Here is a 15462-nt window from a genome sequence, read left to right as displayed (position 1 = left end):
AATGAAAAGTCAAGAACTACAGTTCTTCCTCTTCTTCTGTTTCATCATACTCGAGTTCTTCTTCAGCGAATTCATCATCATCTTCATCATCTAAATCATCAAGATCTTCGTCTTCATCGAGAACCTCGTCTAAATCTTCTACATCATCATCGTTGTCTTCTTCAGTATCATCGTCAAAGTCTTCTTCGTCTTCTTCAATGTAGTCATCAAAGTCTTCATCCTCTTCAACTTTACGCTTTTTCTTAGCCTTTGGTTGAGGTAAGATTTCTTCATCAATTTGCTCGTATGGGTACCAGCTACGAAGCCCCCAACGGTTTTCTCCTAAATTGATGAAACGTCCATCGATATTTAAATCTGTATAAAATTGTGCGATCTTCGCAGCAACTTGCTCTTGAGATAGTCCCAGCACTTGAGCGATTTCTTGAACTAAATCCTGGAATGACGTTGCTTGTCTTTTATCCTCTAAAACACTATGTACAACTTCAATCATGGAAAATTCTTGTAGCTCTTCTGGTGAATATTGCTTAAAATCCACTTATGCGGCACTTCCTTTCTTAAAATATAATCCTATATATAACGGCCTGTTTAAAAAAATCCATACTATTCATTATAAACAAAACTCCAACAAATATGCTACAAAAAAAACGGGAAACTTTTATGAGGAATTGATAAAAGTGATTATAGACTATTATTTACGAGATTAACTTGTAGGGACTATATAAATCAAGGCTATGAATACAAATACGGACTTTCTCTCATTTTCTCCTTCTAGTTTCACTCGGCATGGGGACAAAAAAGGCACCGACCGCTTCTATACATGGCCGGATGCTCTCTTCCATCTAAAAAAGTTTCTATTAGTTTTTCAATTTGTATTCCTATATGTTAGATCTCCAGCATATAATTCGCGGCTATGAATGCAAAAACAGACTTCCTCTCATCTTCTCCTTCTGGTTTTACTCGGCATGGGCTCAAAAAGGCACCGACCGCTTCTATACATGGCCGGATGCTCTCTTCCATCTAAAAAAGTGCTTTTTGTATTTATATAGCTTTTTATTTCGAAATCATGTGCGCTCCATTCAATACATACCTAATCTGCATCTCTGTATATTCCTCTAATGTATAAAGCTTTTGCAGTGCCCAGCGTCTAAATCCCCACATTTGTCCTTGGATGAAAATATTATGAGCCAGCAGTTGTATTTCCTTTTTCGTTAATGTAAATACACCATTTTTCGTGCACTGTTCTAAAATGTTTTCAAACATCCCCACCATTTGAAACTCTTTTTCTAGTACATACGGCAAAGACTCTTTCGGTAAAAAGCGCACTTCTTGATACATAATTAATACTTCCTCTTGCAACTCATCCATTACTTTAAAATAATTCGTAATAGCTATCCTTAAACTTTGGACGCTTCCTTTTTCTGTGTAGACGACTTCTTCTAATCGTTCTTTTACATGTTCATAAATACTATCACAAACTAAATACAACACGTCATCTTTCGTACGGATATATTCGTAAAGTGTCCCAATACTAAATCCAGCCGCTTTTGCAATTTCCCTAGTTGTTGTACGCGGAAATCCCTTTTGCTTAAAAAGCTGTACAGCTCCTTTAATCATTTGCTCACGTCTTAGTGCAACTAGTTTCTCATCTTTCACAGACGCATGCACATTATGCTTAACCATCCCCTTCACCTCTCTCTACTATTTGGAAGGAAAAAGCGTAGGAAAGTCCCTACGCTTTTTCTCTTATTTCGTTAACATGCGAGAAATTACAAGTCTTTGAATCTCTTGTGTTCCCTCATAAATTTGCGTAATCTTTGCATCACGCATGAATCGTTCTACCGGGTAATCTTTCGTATAACCGTAACCACCAAATACTTGCACCGCTTCCGTCGTTACTTTCATTGCTGTATCGCCAGCAAATACTTTCGACATCGCTGATTCTTTCCCATATGGAAGTCCTTCTGATTCTAACCAAGCAGCTTGATATGTTAATAGGCGTGCAGCCTCTACATTTGTTGCCATATCCGCTAATTTAAAACCAATTCCTTGCTGCGCGGCAATCGGCTTCCCAAACTGATGGCGTTCTCTCGCATACTCCACTGAAGCATCTAAAGCTCCTTGTGAAATACCAACAGCTTGCGCCGCAATGCCATTACGTCCACCATCTAATGTTTGCATGGCAATTTTGAATCCTTGTCCTTCTTCACCAAGTAAATTCTCAGCAGGGATGCGACAATCTTCAAACATGATTTCTGTTGTTGGAGAAGAGCGAATCCCAAGCTTGCTCTCTTTCTTACCAACTGAAAATCCTGGTGCATCACTTTCTACGATAAATGCACTTGTGCCGCGCTGCTTCGATTCTGGATCCGTCAATGCAAAGACAACATAAATATCCGCTATACCACCGTTTGTAATGAAAATTTTGGAACCATTTAAAATGTAATGATCTCCATCACGCTTTGCCGTCGTTTTCATTCCGCCCGCATCTGAACCAGATCCTGGCTCTGTTAAGCCGTATGCACCGATTTTCTTTCCTTCTGCCATCGGACGTAAAAACTTTTGTTTTTGCTCTTCTGTTCCAAATTTAAAAATAGGCCAGCCAGCAAGTGAAGTATGAGCAGATAACGTAACGCCCGTAGAAGCGCAAACACGGGATAATTCTTCTACAGCAATCACATACGCTAAGTAATCGCTTCCAATCCCACCGTATTCTTCAGGCCACGGGATTCCTGTTAAACCAAGGTCTGCCATTTGATCAAATAAAGCGCGGTCAAATCGTTCTTCTTCATCGCGCTCCGCAGCTGTTGGCGCCACTTCATTTCTCGCAAAATCTCGAACCATTTTTCTTATCATTTCATGTTCTTCTGATAATTTAAAATGCATGTTTCTTCCTCCCCGCTCTCGTCCTCTTATAGTGCCCGGCTAATAACAAGTCTTTGTATTTCACTCGTTCCTTCATAAATCTCACAAATTTTCGCATCACGGAAAAATCGCTCAACTGGATAATCTTTCGTATAACCATAACCACCAAATACTTGCACGGCTTCAATTGCAACATCCACCGCTGTTTTCGAAGCAAACAACTTGGCAATAGATGCCTCTTTTCCGCACGGAAGCCCTTGCGCTCTAAGTGATGCCGCTCTATATACAAGTAGCCTTGCCGCTTCTACACTCGTAGCCATATCCGCTAGTTTAAAACCAAGTCCTTGCTGCGCGGCAATTGGCTTCCCAAATTGCTGACGCTCCTTCGCATAATCCACTGCACATGCTAGCGCTGCCTCAGCAATTCCAAGTGCCTGCGCTCCAATACCAATACGGCCGACATCTAGATTTGCCATCGCAACTTTAAACCCTTGTCCTTCTTCACCAAGTAAATTCTCTGCCGGAACTTTCATATCTTCAAACGTTAATTGCACGGTACGAGAGCCAAGCAGTCCCATCTTATGTTCGTCTTTTCCTACGATTAAACCTGGCGTATCTTTCTCTACAATAAACGCGGAAATCCCGCTTTTCCCTGCATCTGGATTTGTAGAAGCAAATACGATATATGTATCCGCCTCACCGCCGTTTGTAATAAATACTTTTGATCCATTAATAACATAATGATCGCCTTGCTTTTTGGCTCTTGATTTTAAACTACCTGCATCTGAACCTGCATTCGGCTCCGTTAAAGCAAACGCTCCTAAATATTCACCCGTTGCTAGTTTGGAAACATATTTTTGCTTTTGTTCTTCTGTTCCAAAATATAGGATAGGATTTGTTCCAACCGATGTATGCACCGCCAAAATAACACCAATTGTCGCACTTACCTTTGATAATTCTTCGATAGCTAAAATGTAAGAAATGAAGTCCATTTCTGCACCGCCATATTTTGCTGGCGCTGGGATTCCCATCAGTCCAAGTTCACCCATCTTCGTCAAAATTTCTCTAGGAAACACCCCTTGTTCCATCTCTGGAACAAAGGGAGCAATTTCCTTCTGTGCGAAATCTCGAACCATTTTCCTCATCATCTGCTGCTCTTCTGTAAAATGAAAATTCATATGCCCCGCCTCCATTTGCTATATTTCTTCTTTCGAATTCCTGGTAAGACCACTACTTTATACAAAGAGGGAGACCTACCTACCCTTGCTTTCTACTCGTACACATAGAAGCCGCGGCCTGTTTTTCTTCCTAGCCAGCCAGCATTTACATATTTACGTAATAATGGACATGGGCGATACTTACTATCTCCTAATCCTTCGTGCAGAACTTCCATAATGTATAAACATGTATCTAAACCGATAAAATCTGCTAATGTTAATGGTCCCATTGGATGATTCATGCCGAGCTTCATCACTTCATCGATCGCTTCTTTCGTCGCTACGCCTTCATATAACGTATAAATCGCTTCATTGATCATCGGTAATAAAATACGGTTGGAAACAAATCCAGGGAAGTCATTTACTTCAACAGGTACTTTTCCAATTTTCTTTGTAATATCTTCAATTGTTTCGTATACCGCATCGTCTGTTGCAAGTCCGCGGATGATTTCTACAAGCTTCATAACCGGAACTGGATTCATAAAGTGCATCCCAATTACTTTCTCTGGACGCTTTGTTACCGCTGCAATTTCCGTAATTGGTAAAGAAGATGTATTCGTCGCTAAAATCGCATGTTCTGGTGCAATTTCATCTAAATTCGCGAAAATCTTCTTTTTAATATCCATTTTTTCAACAGCTGCTTCAATGACAAGATCCGCTTCCTTTACACAATCTAGTTCAAGCGTTGCTGTAAGGCGATTTAAAGTCGATTCTTTAACCTCTGCATCCATACGCCCTTTCTCTACTTGTCTAGCTAAATTTTTTGTAATAATAGCTAATCCTCGATCTAATTGCTCTTGTTTCAAGTCTTGCATATACACGTTATATCCTGCCATTGCACATACTTGTGCAATACCCGAACCCATTTGCCCCGCACCGATTACAACTATTTTTTGTACACTCATTTTTTTCTCCCCCTTTTTATTAGTGAACCTCAATCATAATCGCGTCGCCTTGACCACCGCCGCTGCAAATCGATGCGATTCCAATTCCGCCGCCGCGCTGCTTTAGTGCATGAATAAGCGTTACAATAATTCGTGCACCGCTTGCTCCAATTGGATGCCCCATCGCAACCGCGCCACCGTTTACGTTAATTTTCTCTGGATCAATTCCTGCAATATTAGCACTTGCAATCGCAACTGCCGAGAACGCTTCATTGATTTCGAATAAATCAATCTCATCCACCGTCTTACCTGTTTTCTTCAAAAGCTCATTAATCGCATAACCTGGCGTTCTTGGAAAATCTTTCGATTCCACCGCAATTGCTGTATGCGCTAAAATTGTTGCTAATGGCTTTCTTCCTTCTTGCTGCGCTCTGTCCTCGCTCATTAATACAAGCGCTGCCCCGCCATCGTTTAACCCTGGTGCATTCCCAGCTGTTACTGCCGCTGACGGATCGAATACAGGTTTTAATTTTGCTAACTTTTCAACCGTTGTATCTTCACGCGGCGCTTCATCTTTTGTCACAACAATCGGATCTCCTTTTCGCTGTGGTACTGAAACAGGAACGATTTCTTCTTCAAATCTTCCTTCCTTTTGCGCCGCAACTGCGCGTTGATGGCTACGGTACGCCCATTCATCTTGCGCTTCGCGAGAGATTCCGTCCTCCTTCGCAACTTCTCCGCCATACACGCCCATATGTATACCAGAAAATGCACATGTTAAGCCGTCTACTACATTTAAATCAGCAACTTGATTATGTCCCATCCGGTATCCCCAGCGTGCGCCTTGCAAAATATAAGGGCTATTGCTCATGGATTCCATTCCGCCTGCTACAATAAGTGTTTGATCTCCAGTACGAATAATTTGATCCGCTAACGTCACAGAGCGAAGGCCAGATGCACAAACTTTATTCACCGTTTCCGTACGCGTTTCCCAAGGAAGCCCAGCTTCTCTCGCTGCTTGACGAGAAGGAATTTGTCCCTGCCCTCCTTGAATTACCGCTCCAAATATAACTTCTTCAACATCATTTGCAGCAACGTCCGCTCTCTCAAGCGCAGCTTTAATCGCGATTCCTCCAAGTTCCGTTGCTTTTACATCCTTTAAAGATCCTCCAAACTTTCCAACCGGTGTTCTTGCAGCACTTAAAATAACTGTTCTTACCACTTTTATTTCCCCCATTTCTTTTTTTCGGCGCTGAGCGCCCGCTCGGTACTCTTACGCTGAGAAGAGGTGCAAATCTTGCACCTCTTTCTAAAGTTGTATGGATTCTTACGTATTACATAACTTCTTTCTTAGGCCCAATTACAGAGCGTTCTAAAATCTCTGTTATATCAAGCGTTTGAACTTTTTCCTCTACCTCTTTTGCTTTCGTACCATCACTAATCATCGTTAAACAATACGGACACCCCGTACCAATAATTGACGGTGACGTTGCAAGTGCTTGTTCTGTACGCGCAACGTTAATGCGTGAGCCTGTTGTTTCTTCCATCCACATAAGCCCGCCACCTGCGCCGCAGCACATGCCTGTTTCACGATTACGCTCCATCTCAACAACATTTACACCTGGAATTGCTTTTAAAATATTGCGTGGTGCTTCATATACTTCGTTATATCTTCCTAAATAACAGGAATCATGATACGTAATCGTTTCTTCAATACGGTGAACTGGCTCTAATCGCCCTTCTTTCACCCACTGTTCTAATAATTCTGTATGGTGATAGACTTCTGCTTGTAAGCCAAAGTCTGGATACTCATTTTTAAATGTGTTATAGGCATGCGGATCAATCGTAACGATTTTCTTCACACCTGCTTTTTCAAACTCCTCAATATTTTTAGTTGCCATCTCCTGGAACACGAATTCATTTCCGAGGCGGCGTGGTGTATCTCCAGAGTTCTTTTCTTTGTTACCAAGAATCGCAAATGATATGCCTGCTTTATTCATCAACTTCGCAAATGATATCGCAATTTTCTGACTGCGGTTATCATACGATCCCATAGAGCCAACCCAGAATAAATATTCAAACTCTTCGCCAGCTTTTGTTTTCTCTTTCACAGTCGGAACTGTTACTTCATCATCGCCTTGGCGCCATGTTTCACGCTCTTTACGATTCAGCCCCCACGGATTTCCTTGGCGCTCAATATTTGTCATTGCACGCTGCGCTTCCGCATCCATCTTTCCTTCTGTTAAAACAAGATAACGGCGTAAATCAATAATTTTGTCGACATGCTCATTCATAACTGGACACTGATCTTCACAGTTACGGCATGTTGTACATGCCCAAATTTCTTCTTCTGTAATGACATCCCCAATTAAGCTTGGATCATAAGCAAGTGCCGCTGCTGATTCTTGTTGTCCTTGTCCAGCCGCCATCGCTAACTGATTTCCTTGTGTTTTGTTAAACGCAACTGCCGGAACCCACGGTACCTTTGAGGTTACCGCTGCCCCCTTATCTGTCAGATGGTCGCGAAGTTTTACAATTAAATCCATCGGCGACAATATTTTTCCTGTCCCTGTTGCCGGACACATATTTGTACAGCGCCCACACTCTACGCAAGCGTATAAATCAATGAGCTGATTCTGTCTAAAGTCTTCAATTTTTCCAACACCAAATGTTTCTTGTGTTTCATCTTCAAAATCAATTTTTTCAAGCTTTCCTGGATTAGAAAGACGGCTAAAAAATACATTGGCCGGTCCAGCAATTAAATGTGCATGTTTCGATTGTGGTACATAAACTAAAAACGTTAACAAAATAAGTAGATGCAACCACCAAGAGAAATAGAACACCGAAATGGCTACGGTTTCATTTATCCCCGAAAAAACATAAGCGATTCCAGAAGCAATTGGTTCGCTCCATGAAAGTTCCTCTCCGTGCCATATAAGGCCCATACCGTTACCAAGTAGTACAGAAAGCATCAAACCTCCAATAAAGATAAGAACAAGGCCCGATTTAAAATTACGTTTTAAACGAACAAGCTTTTCAACGTATCTTCTATGAAAAGCCCAAAAAACTGCGATTAAAATCATTAGTGTGACAATTTCCTGGAAGAATGTAAATGCAGGGTATAGTGGTCCAAGTGGAAGATGTGATCCTGGTGCAAGTCCTTTCCAAATGAAGTCTATTGCTCCAAATTGGACAAGAATAAATCCATAAAAAAACATAACGTGCATGATGCCGCTTTTTTTATCTTTCAGCAATTTTTTTTGGCCGAAAACGTTGACCTTCAGAAGATCCCATCGTTCTTTAAAGCGACGATCAAATTCTACTTTTTTTCCTAATTGTATGTAGGCCATCCTCGTTCGTATAAGATATACAAACAAATATCCCGCATAAACAATAACAGCAATGGAAGCCAGCCAATTCATAATCAGTAAGCTATTCATTTTTATGCTACCCCTCTCTTTGTAAGCCCTCTTTCTTTTAGAATCTTCGAAAATAAATAATTTTCTGAATTATATCCCCTATTCCCATTATATAATGAGTGAGCATTCAGTCAACAGTTTTTTGTTATACAACACAACATTTTTTCATAAAGCTATTTATTTAGGTGAAACTATAAGAATGAATTCTCAGGAGGTAATTTGATAATGGTCTTTTTATCTCTCTTACTAACAGGCTTAATCATATGGATTTCACTCGACCTTTTACTCGGAAGAAAACATCATTTAAAAAAAATAAAACCCCGCTCTTTTCCTTTACGATGCAGCGATTTTAAATTATATACATGGGGCACAAATTTATACAATGATTTACTTCTGGATATACAGGAGGCGAAGCATCATATACATATTTTATTTTTCATTGTCAAAAATGATGAAATTAGTCAAACCTTTTTACAGCTTCTCACTGAAAAAGCAAAACAGGGTATAGAAGTACGTCTCCTTCTCGATCGTATAGGAAGTCATCATTTATCAGATGAATCCATTCGCTCACTCAGGCAACATGGTGTATCTTTTTCATATTGTCATAAAATCAAGATCCCTTTTCTCTTTTTTTCTGCAAACCAAAGAAATCATAGAAAAATTACGATTATCGATGGGAAAGTTGGCTATATTGGGGGGTTCAACATCGGAGAGGAATATTTAGGTCATGATCCAGAACTTGGCCTTTGGCGTGATTATCATTTACGCCTGACTGGAGAAGGCGTACAAGATCTACAAAAACAGTTTTTGCACGATTGGCGCGATGATACAAATGAAGATTTGCTAGAAGAAGCATCATTTTTTCCTAAACAGCTACCAGGACCTATAGTGCACCGTTTTATCCCAACAGACGGGGCCTATTTACAGGAAACATTTGTATCACTTATTGAAAGTGCAAAAGAAGAATTATACATTGGGACGCCCTATTTCATTCCAGGAAAAATAGTGATGAATGCGTTATTACAAGCAAAAAAGCGAGGTGTTCGCGTTACAATTCTTGTTCCAAAAAAGGCAGATCATCCACTCGTTCGCGAAGCAAAATTACCATACTGCCGAAAATTGATACAAGCAGGTTGTAATATTTACGAATTTCAACAAGGGTTTTTTCATGCCAAAATTATTATGGTAGATAATCATACTTGTGATATTGGAACAGCTAATTTTGATATGAGAAGTTTATATATCAATCATGAAATAAATTGTCTCCTTTATGATCCAGCTTTTATACAAGAAATTAAGGTTCAAATTAGCAAAGATATTGAAGGCTCTTCATTGCTTACTTGGAAAGATGTTTCCTCTCTCTCTCTCGTCGATAAAGGAAAAGAATGGATTGGGACGTTACTAGCGTTCTTCTTATGAAATGAAACTTTTATAAGTAAATAATAAATAACGGGGGTAGAGCAGATGATTATGCGCTTTGGGTATGTCTCACATGCAGTGGCTTTGTGGGACTGTTCCCCTGCTAAAACAATGACATTTACAACGTGGAAAAAGCTTGGCAAACAGGAACGAGAAGAGAAACTATATAATGTTACAAAACAAAACCTTATGCATACATTACGTATCCTGCATTACAATATCGCACATGAAATTCCCTTATATCGATTATCTTCTTCTATCGTTCCACTGGCAACGCACCCTGAAGTCGATTTTGATTATATCCATATATTCGCACCATTTTGGCGTAAAATGGGGGAATTAATCCGAGAGCATAATTTACGAGTGAGCTTTCATCCAAATCAGTTCACATTATTTACAAGTGACAAACCTCACATTACAGAAAATGCCGTTCTAGATATGACATATCACTATAACGTATTAGACGCAATGGAATTAGCAGATTCTTCTTATATTAACATTCATGTAGGGGGTGCATATGGCAACAAAGAAAAGGCTATCCTACGCTTTCATGAGAATATAAAAAAGTTACCGCCACATATCAGGCAGCAAATGACTCTTGAAAATGATGATAAAACCTATACAGCTTCTGAAACATTAGCTGTTTGTAATCAAGAACAAATCCCTTTCGTATTCGATTACCATCATCATATGGCAAATCCATGCGGCGAACCATTGGAAAAGCTATTACCAGCTATTTTTGAAACGTGGAATCATACAAATACAATTCCTAAAGTTCATATTTCTTCGCCAAAGTCAGAAAAGGAATTCAGAGCTCACGCTGACTATATTGACGCTACATTTATAAGACCCTTTTTGCACATTGCTAAAGCAGTCAATAAAGATTTTGACATCATGATTGAGAGTAAACAAAAAGATCTAGCACTTTTTCAATTAGTGGATGAACTCGCTTCTATTAGAGGAATAAAACGAACAAGTGGTGCAACGTTACAATGGTAATTGTAACGTTTTTTCATGATTCCACTTTCTCTAATGCGATATTATTATAATATAGTATTTTTTGAAATGGAGTCATGCAATGAATGAACACAAAATATATATAAATTTCTTTATTTTTTATTGTTGTATATTTCTTCTATGGATTACAATAATCCCACAAAGCTGGCTTGGAAAAGAGATTGGAATCCTTTTCTTATTTTGCTTTGCTACACTCTTATCCTGTTATTGTTTATATAAGACAATTCGGAAGATTACTAAGGAAGAAAGACTATTTTGGATACTCATCTTATGTACTTGCCTATTCGGTTTTACAATGGAAATCACGCTTTACTTTCAAGTGCTTTCGATTTACAAACAAGCTATTTTTTCATATGAAGCACTACCGTTTTTCATCATACAATACATTTTATTATTCATTGCTTTCGCAGTAAAATTCACAAAAAATTATTCAATAAAGGCTCTATCTCAATTTTTATTTGATAGTATTTTTATCATTATTATGAATATATATTTCATATTTACTGTTATCCTTCCTATACCAAGCCTTAACGCGATTACAGTAGAAATGTGGATTTTAACAGGGTATTTTATCGCCCAATCATCGGTCGTATACGCAGTCATTAGTTTATATAGAAGAGAACAACACTCTTCTAGTAGGATCGCTTTAATTATTGGTTTTTCTTCTATACTTATTTATAGTTATATTTATAAATTTTACAGAGGAATAATAGCTTCTGCTGAATTAATCTATCTTGTTCATACAATTTCTATTTTGTCCATTGGACTGTCTGCATTGCTATATGTATTAAATAAACCTGTCACAAATCCAACAAAAATAAAGTATTATCGCTTTGACTACATTCGGTTTATTTTACCATTTTTTAGTATCGTTGCAGTTTCTATTTTTATAATAGTTGAATATTCACAAAAAAAACCTATTTTAATCGGTTTTGTAGTCTCTTTAGTCTTATTATTCTTAAGACAACTTTATATGTGGAAAGATAATCAAAACCTGATTCATACGTATGAAGAATTAACTATACAACTAGAGGATAAAGTAAAAGAAGGCATTCATGCTCTTTCTAGAAGTGAACAACGCTATAGGTCATTATTTGAAGATCATCCTGATGCTGTTTTTTCACTTGATTTAAACGGGAATTTTCAAAGTACAAATAAGGCATGTACCAACTTATTTAAAGCATATTATTGTGAAGATACTAGTTATACCCTTTTCCATTTCATTGATGTAAATGATTATAAACTGGTAGAAGCTGCCTTACAGCGTACAAAAGAGGGAAAACCACAAACCTTAGAAATACGTACAAAAAGAATGGCAGAAAATCGCTACTTTCACCTGCATATGACACTCATTCCTATTATAGTTGAAAAGTTTGTAATAGGAATGTTTGGCATCGCTCGTGATATTACCGAGTTAAATGAAAAACAAAAACAAATTGAACACTTAGCCTTTCATGATGCGCTTACAGGAGTACCTAATCGCCGCAAATTTGAACTAGACTTACAGACTACTTTAAATAAACTAAGTATAAATCAAACATCGCTAGCCGTATTATTTGTAGATTTAGACCGATTCAAAAAAATTAATGATCGACTTGGACATGATGTAGGAGATTTATTACTCATTGAAGTCTCCAAAAGATTCCAAAATTGCTTGTGCACTCGAGATATCGTTGCACGTCAAGGTGGAGACGAATTTACGCTCATGTTGCCGGATGTCTATTCACAAAAAAGTGCAGGCTTTATCGCTGAGCGGTTATTAACCGCATTAAACAAACCGTTTTTTATCAAAAATGAAGAATTATCTATTACACCAAGTATCGGAATCGCCATGTTTCCTGATCACGGCACAAATGTAACAGAACTCATGAAACATGCAGATATTGCTATGTACCGTGCAAAAGCAACCGGAAAAAATAAATTTGTTTTCTTCTCAGAAGAAATGAGCATTGTTGAAAATGAAACGCAATTTTTAGAAGGAGAACTTTCAAAAGCATTGCAGCAAAATGAATTCTTCTTACAATACCAACCACAAGTCAATACAAGAACAGAAGAAATTATCGGCTTCGAAGCATTGATTCGTTGGAAACATCCAAAGCTTGGGATTGTGTCACCTGCACAGTTCATCCCTATTGCAGAAGAAACGAGATTTATTATTAAACTCGGAGAATGGATTCTACGAACTGCTTGCCAGGAAGCCAAAAAATGGCATGATGAAGGATTTACCCAATTAAAAGTTGGTGTAAATTTATCAGTCGTACAATTTAATGATGGGGAATTAATTTCAACGATCTCAAGAGTATTAAAAGAAACGAGTTTAGCTCCGCAAGCATTAGATCTCGAAATTACTGAAAGTATTGCTCTTAACAAAAAACAATCAGTAATTGAAAAGCTAGAGCAACTGCAAGAAATTGGCGTTCAAATTTCAATTGATGACTTTGGAACAGGTTATAGCTCATTATCCTATTTAACAAAATATCCAATTCACACACTCAAAATCGCAAGAGAGTTCATAAGTCAAATTCATAATAATCCGTTAGAGGAGGCCATTACGTCTTCTATTATTACACTAGCAAAAGATTTGCAGCTTAACGTTATTGCTGAAGGCGTTGAAACACATGAACAATGGTCATTTTTACACCACCAAAATTGCGACCATATTCAAGGCTTTTTAATTAGTAAACCAGTTTCTTCTCATAAAGTATTGAATTTATTACAGAAACAACTACAAATTCATTCTTCTTAACATCTAAAAAAGAACCCTCGCCAGGGTTCTTTTTTTATCTTAGTATTCAAATGGTAAATCAGAAGCCAACTGTACTTCTTGATTGTTATGAATGACTCCATAACTTTCATCTAATAATTTATCTCCAAGAGAAATACCCCATATCATCGCTAACGTCAACATACTACCGATAAGTAGCTTTTTCATATTCCATCACCCACATGTTTTTCTTTCAATATATCATGAAAATTTATCCATCCTATATGCAATTATGCATATCCATTAATGTCCAAACCTTAATTCTATCTACTCTTATAAAAAACTCGTTTTTATCCCATTAATAAGCTCCTTACCAAGAAAAGCATCACTTTAATTTTTTTAAAAGTGTATCTTTATACTCATGCAGTTCTAATAAATCAAAGAAGAACAACGCTTTTTCATAAGCTTCTTGAATGTCTTCTTTTGCATTTCCTAGCTTTTCAAGACATTCACCTTTTTGATATTGTAATTGTCCAATTAATGACATGCTATTAATACGACAAGAGATTTCAATTGCCTTTATAACCTGATAAAGCGCCTCTTCATATCGATTATCTAAATACAGTGCTTTTGCATGATTATATCTAACCTTTACAGCAAATTCTTCATTGCTATGGAGAGATTCCAATTGTTTTAAAATATCTTCAAACAACTCAATACTTTTTTTGAAACATCCATTTTCTGCATAAATGTTTGCTATAGCATTTTCTATATATAAATTTTGAAATACATCAATTCCTGCTAATTCTTGGTTGAGTAATTTTTTTAGTTCTAAAATACAATATTCATAACTTATCTTTTTTAACATATACGCTGCCAAATAATACTGCCACTGAAGAAATTGTTGAAATTCTGGATGATACTCATCTTTTTTGAGTTCCTCCCAGACTTTATTATAAATTTCTTTATATTTCTTTTGCTTACAGAGTAATAGAATATAATCTTTAAACTGTTTCTTTCTTTCAATATCAGAATAAATGAGTACCTCATAAAAATGAATGATGGGAACTCTTAGCTTTGCTGCAATTCCTTGGAGTATATCCATACTTGGATATACTGAGCCTGATTCAATTCTGCTCACTTCTGATTGATGACATATATTATCAGATAACTGTTTTTGTGTTAAACCTCTTAACATTCTAATTTTCTTTATTTCTGCTCCCAGCTTTTCTGCGTGCATAATTGTTCACCATCCCATTACAGAAATCTAACTTCCGAAGTTGTCATACCACTACAATACTGGTTTTCGACAATTTTTGACATGAAATATTGCATAACATGTATAAATTTAGCAAACTTTTCTTATAAATCATCTTAGACAGATACAATACTCGTAGTGTTAGAAATGAATGATAGAAAAGTTGCTAGTGTATTCCTTACTTTTGGTCTACTCTAGCCTTTATCAATGGAAGCAATTCTCGTGCCCCAGAAATTGATAAAAGTGAAGCGAACGTTGAAGTTGCTCAACCTAGTTTCAATAATTCGTACATAAACTGAACTACAAAACATCACAGTAGGAAATATTGCTAAAAATACTTAAAGGGTGAAGTACAAGAGGTTAACGCGTAACAAAAACAAGTTACCACTGAAAAAATGTTGGCTTTCAACCTACAAATAAAAAGGCAAAAGAAAATCAAGCCGAAGTAAGTCTTTTCCAAACATATAAAAGTGACAAAATATATGGTCAAGACATCGTTGTTAAAGTAGATAAGCATGAGGCAATTAAGACTGTTAGTGGTAAAGTTGCCCAAAACCTAGAACAGCAACCTCCTCTTACTATAACAAATATTTTGTCGAAAAATGAAGTAAAATCTAAATTCTATAACTCCTTACAAATTGTAAGAGATGCAAAAAAAGATGTTTACCACTATAACTGGTAA

The 15462-nt window shown here is 37.4% G+C and carries 11 protein-coding genes and 2 pseudogenes; 4 read left to right on the top strand and 9 right to left on the bottom strand.

Features of this window, described 5'->3' with window-relative positions:
* Window positions 1–16: 16 nt before the first annotated feature.
* The 7 genes and pseudogenes from rpoE to KFD70_RS09585 form a co-directional block, all read right to left on the bottom strand.
* Complete coding sequence (gene rpoE / locus KFD70_RS09615; protein ID WP_336451536.1) at window positions 17–535, bottom strand: DNA-directed RNA polymerase subunit delta; 519 nt, start codon at window positions 533–535, stop codon at window positions 17–19.
* Between the two features lie 515 nt (window positions 536–1050).
* Window positions 1051–1680: a TetR/AcrR family transcriptional regulator gene (locus tag KFD70_RS09610; protein WP_336451535.1), complete on the bottom strand. Its 630-nt coding sequence runs from the start codon at window positions 1678–1680 to the stop codon at window positions 1051–1053.
* A 63-nt stretch (window positions 1681–1743) separates the two neighbouring features.
* Window positions 1744–2883, bottom strand: coding sequence for an acyl-CoA dehydrogenase AcdA (gene acdA, locus KFD70_RS09605; protein ID WP_336451534.1), 1140 nt, complete (start codon window positions 2881–2883; stop codon window positions 1744–1746).
* 26 nt (window positions 2884–2909) lie between these two features.
* Window positions 2910–4040 carry an acyl-CoA dehydrogenase gene (locus KFD70_RS09600; RefSeq protein WP_336451533.1) on the bottom strand — a complete coding sequence of 377 codons (1131 nt, stop codon included), beginning with the start codon at window positions 4038–4040 and terminating at the stop codon, window positions 2910–2912.
* 92 nt (window positions 4041–4132) lie between these two features.
* The gene (locus KFD70_RS09595; RefSeq protein WP_336451532.1) at window positions 4133–4984 is read right to left on the bottom strand and encodes a 3-hydroxybutyryl-CoA dehydrogenase; all 852 of its coding nucleotides are present in this window, start codon (window positions 4982–4984) and stop codon (window positions 4133–4135) included.
* Between the two features lie 19 nt (window positions 4985–5003).
* Window positions 5004–6288 (bottom strand): annotated as a pseudogene (locus KFD70_RS09590) (acetyl-CoA C-acetyltransferase).
* Between the two features lie 9 nt (window positions 6289–6297).
* The gene (locus tag KFD70_RS09585) at window positions 6298–8403 is read right to left on the bottom strand and encodes a (Fe-S)-binding protein (RefSeq protein WP_336451531.1); all 2106 of its coding nucleotides are present in this window, start codon (window positions 8401–8403) and stop codon (window positions 6298–6300) included.
* 204 nt (window positions 8404–8607) lie between these two features.
* Here KFD70_RS09585 and cls point away from each other — a divergent pair, with 204 nt between their 5' ends.
* The 3 genes from cls to KFD70_RS09570 all read left to right on the top strand — a co-directional run bounded on the left by cls (window position 8608) and on the right by KFD70_RS09570 (window position 13564).
* Window positions 8608–9801: a cardiolipin synthase gene (gene cls, locus KFD70_RS09580; RefSeq protein ID WP_336451530.1), complete on the top strand. Its 1194-nt coding sequence runs from the start codon at window positions 8608–8610 to the stop codon at window positions 9799–9801.
* A gap of 45 nt (window positions 9802–9846) precedes the next feature.
* The gene (gene uvsE, locus KFD70_RS09575) at window positions 9847–10800 is read left to right on the top strand and encodes a UV DNA damage repair endonuclease UvsE (protein WP_336451529.1); all 954 of its coding nucleotides are present in this window, start codon (window positions 9847–9849) and stop codon (window positions 10798–10800) included.
* Window positions 10801–10879: 79 nt separating this feature from the next.
* A complete protein-coding gene (locus KFD70_RS09570) occupies window positions 10880–13564 on the top strand; it encodes a DUF4084 domain-containing protein (RefSeq protein ID WP_336451528.1) in 2685 nt (894 codons plus the stop codon).
* Window positions 13565–13603: 39 nt separating this feature from the next.
* Here the strand turns inward: KFD70_RS09570 and KFD70_RS09565 are convergent, their stop codons facing one another.
* Both KFD70_RS09565 and KFD70_RS09560 read right to left on the bottom strand, forming a co-directional pair.
* Entirely contained in the window at window positions 13604–13750 is a 147-nt protein-coding gene (locus tag KFD70_RS09565; RefSeq protein ID WP_336451527.1) for a quorum-sensing peptide PapR, read from the bottom strand.
* 157 nt (window positions 13751–13907) lie between these two features.
* A complete protein-coding gene (locus KFD70_RS09560; protein ID WP_336451526.1) occupies window positions 13908–14762 on the bottom strand; it encodes a helix-turn-helix domain-containing protein in 855 nt (284 codons plus the stop codon).
* Between the two features lie 225 nt (window positions 14763–14987).
* On the opposite strand from KFD70_RS09560, the pseudogene KFD70_RS09555 reads away from it, so the two are divergent.
* Window positions 14988–15432, top strand: a pseudogene (locus KFD70_RS09555) (M4 family metallopeptidase); the annotation flags it as partial.
* Window positions 15433–15462: the final 30 nt, after the last annotated feature.

The sequence above is a fragment of the Bacillus pfraonensis genome, from assembly GCF_050768835.1.
Classification (GTDB): Bacteria; Bacillota; Bacilli; order Bacillales; family Bacillaceae_G; genus Bacillus_A; species Bacillus_A pfraonensis.
The sequence above is the reverse complement of the archived record's forward strand: the minus strand, read 5'-3'. Positions and strand labels throughout refer to the sequence as shown.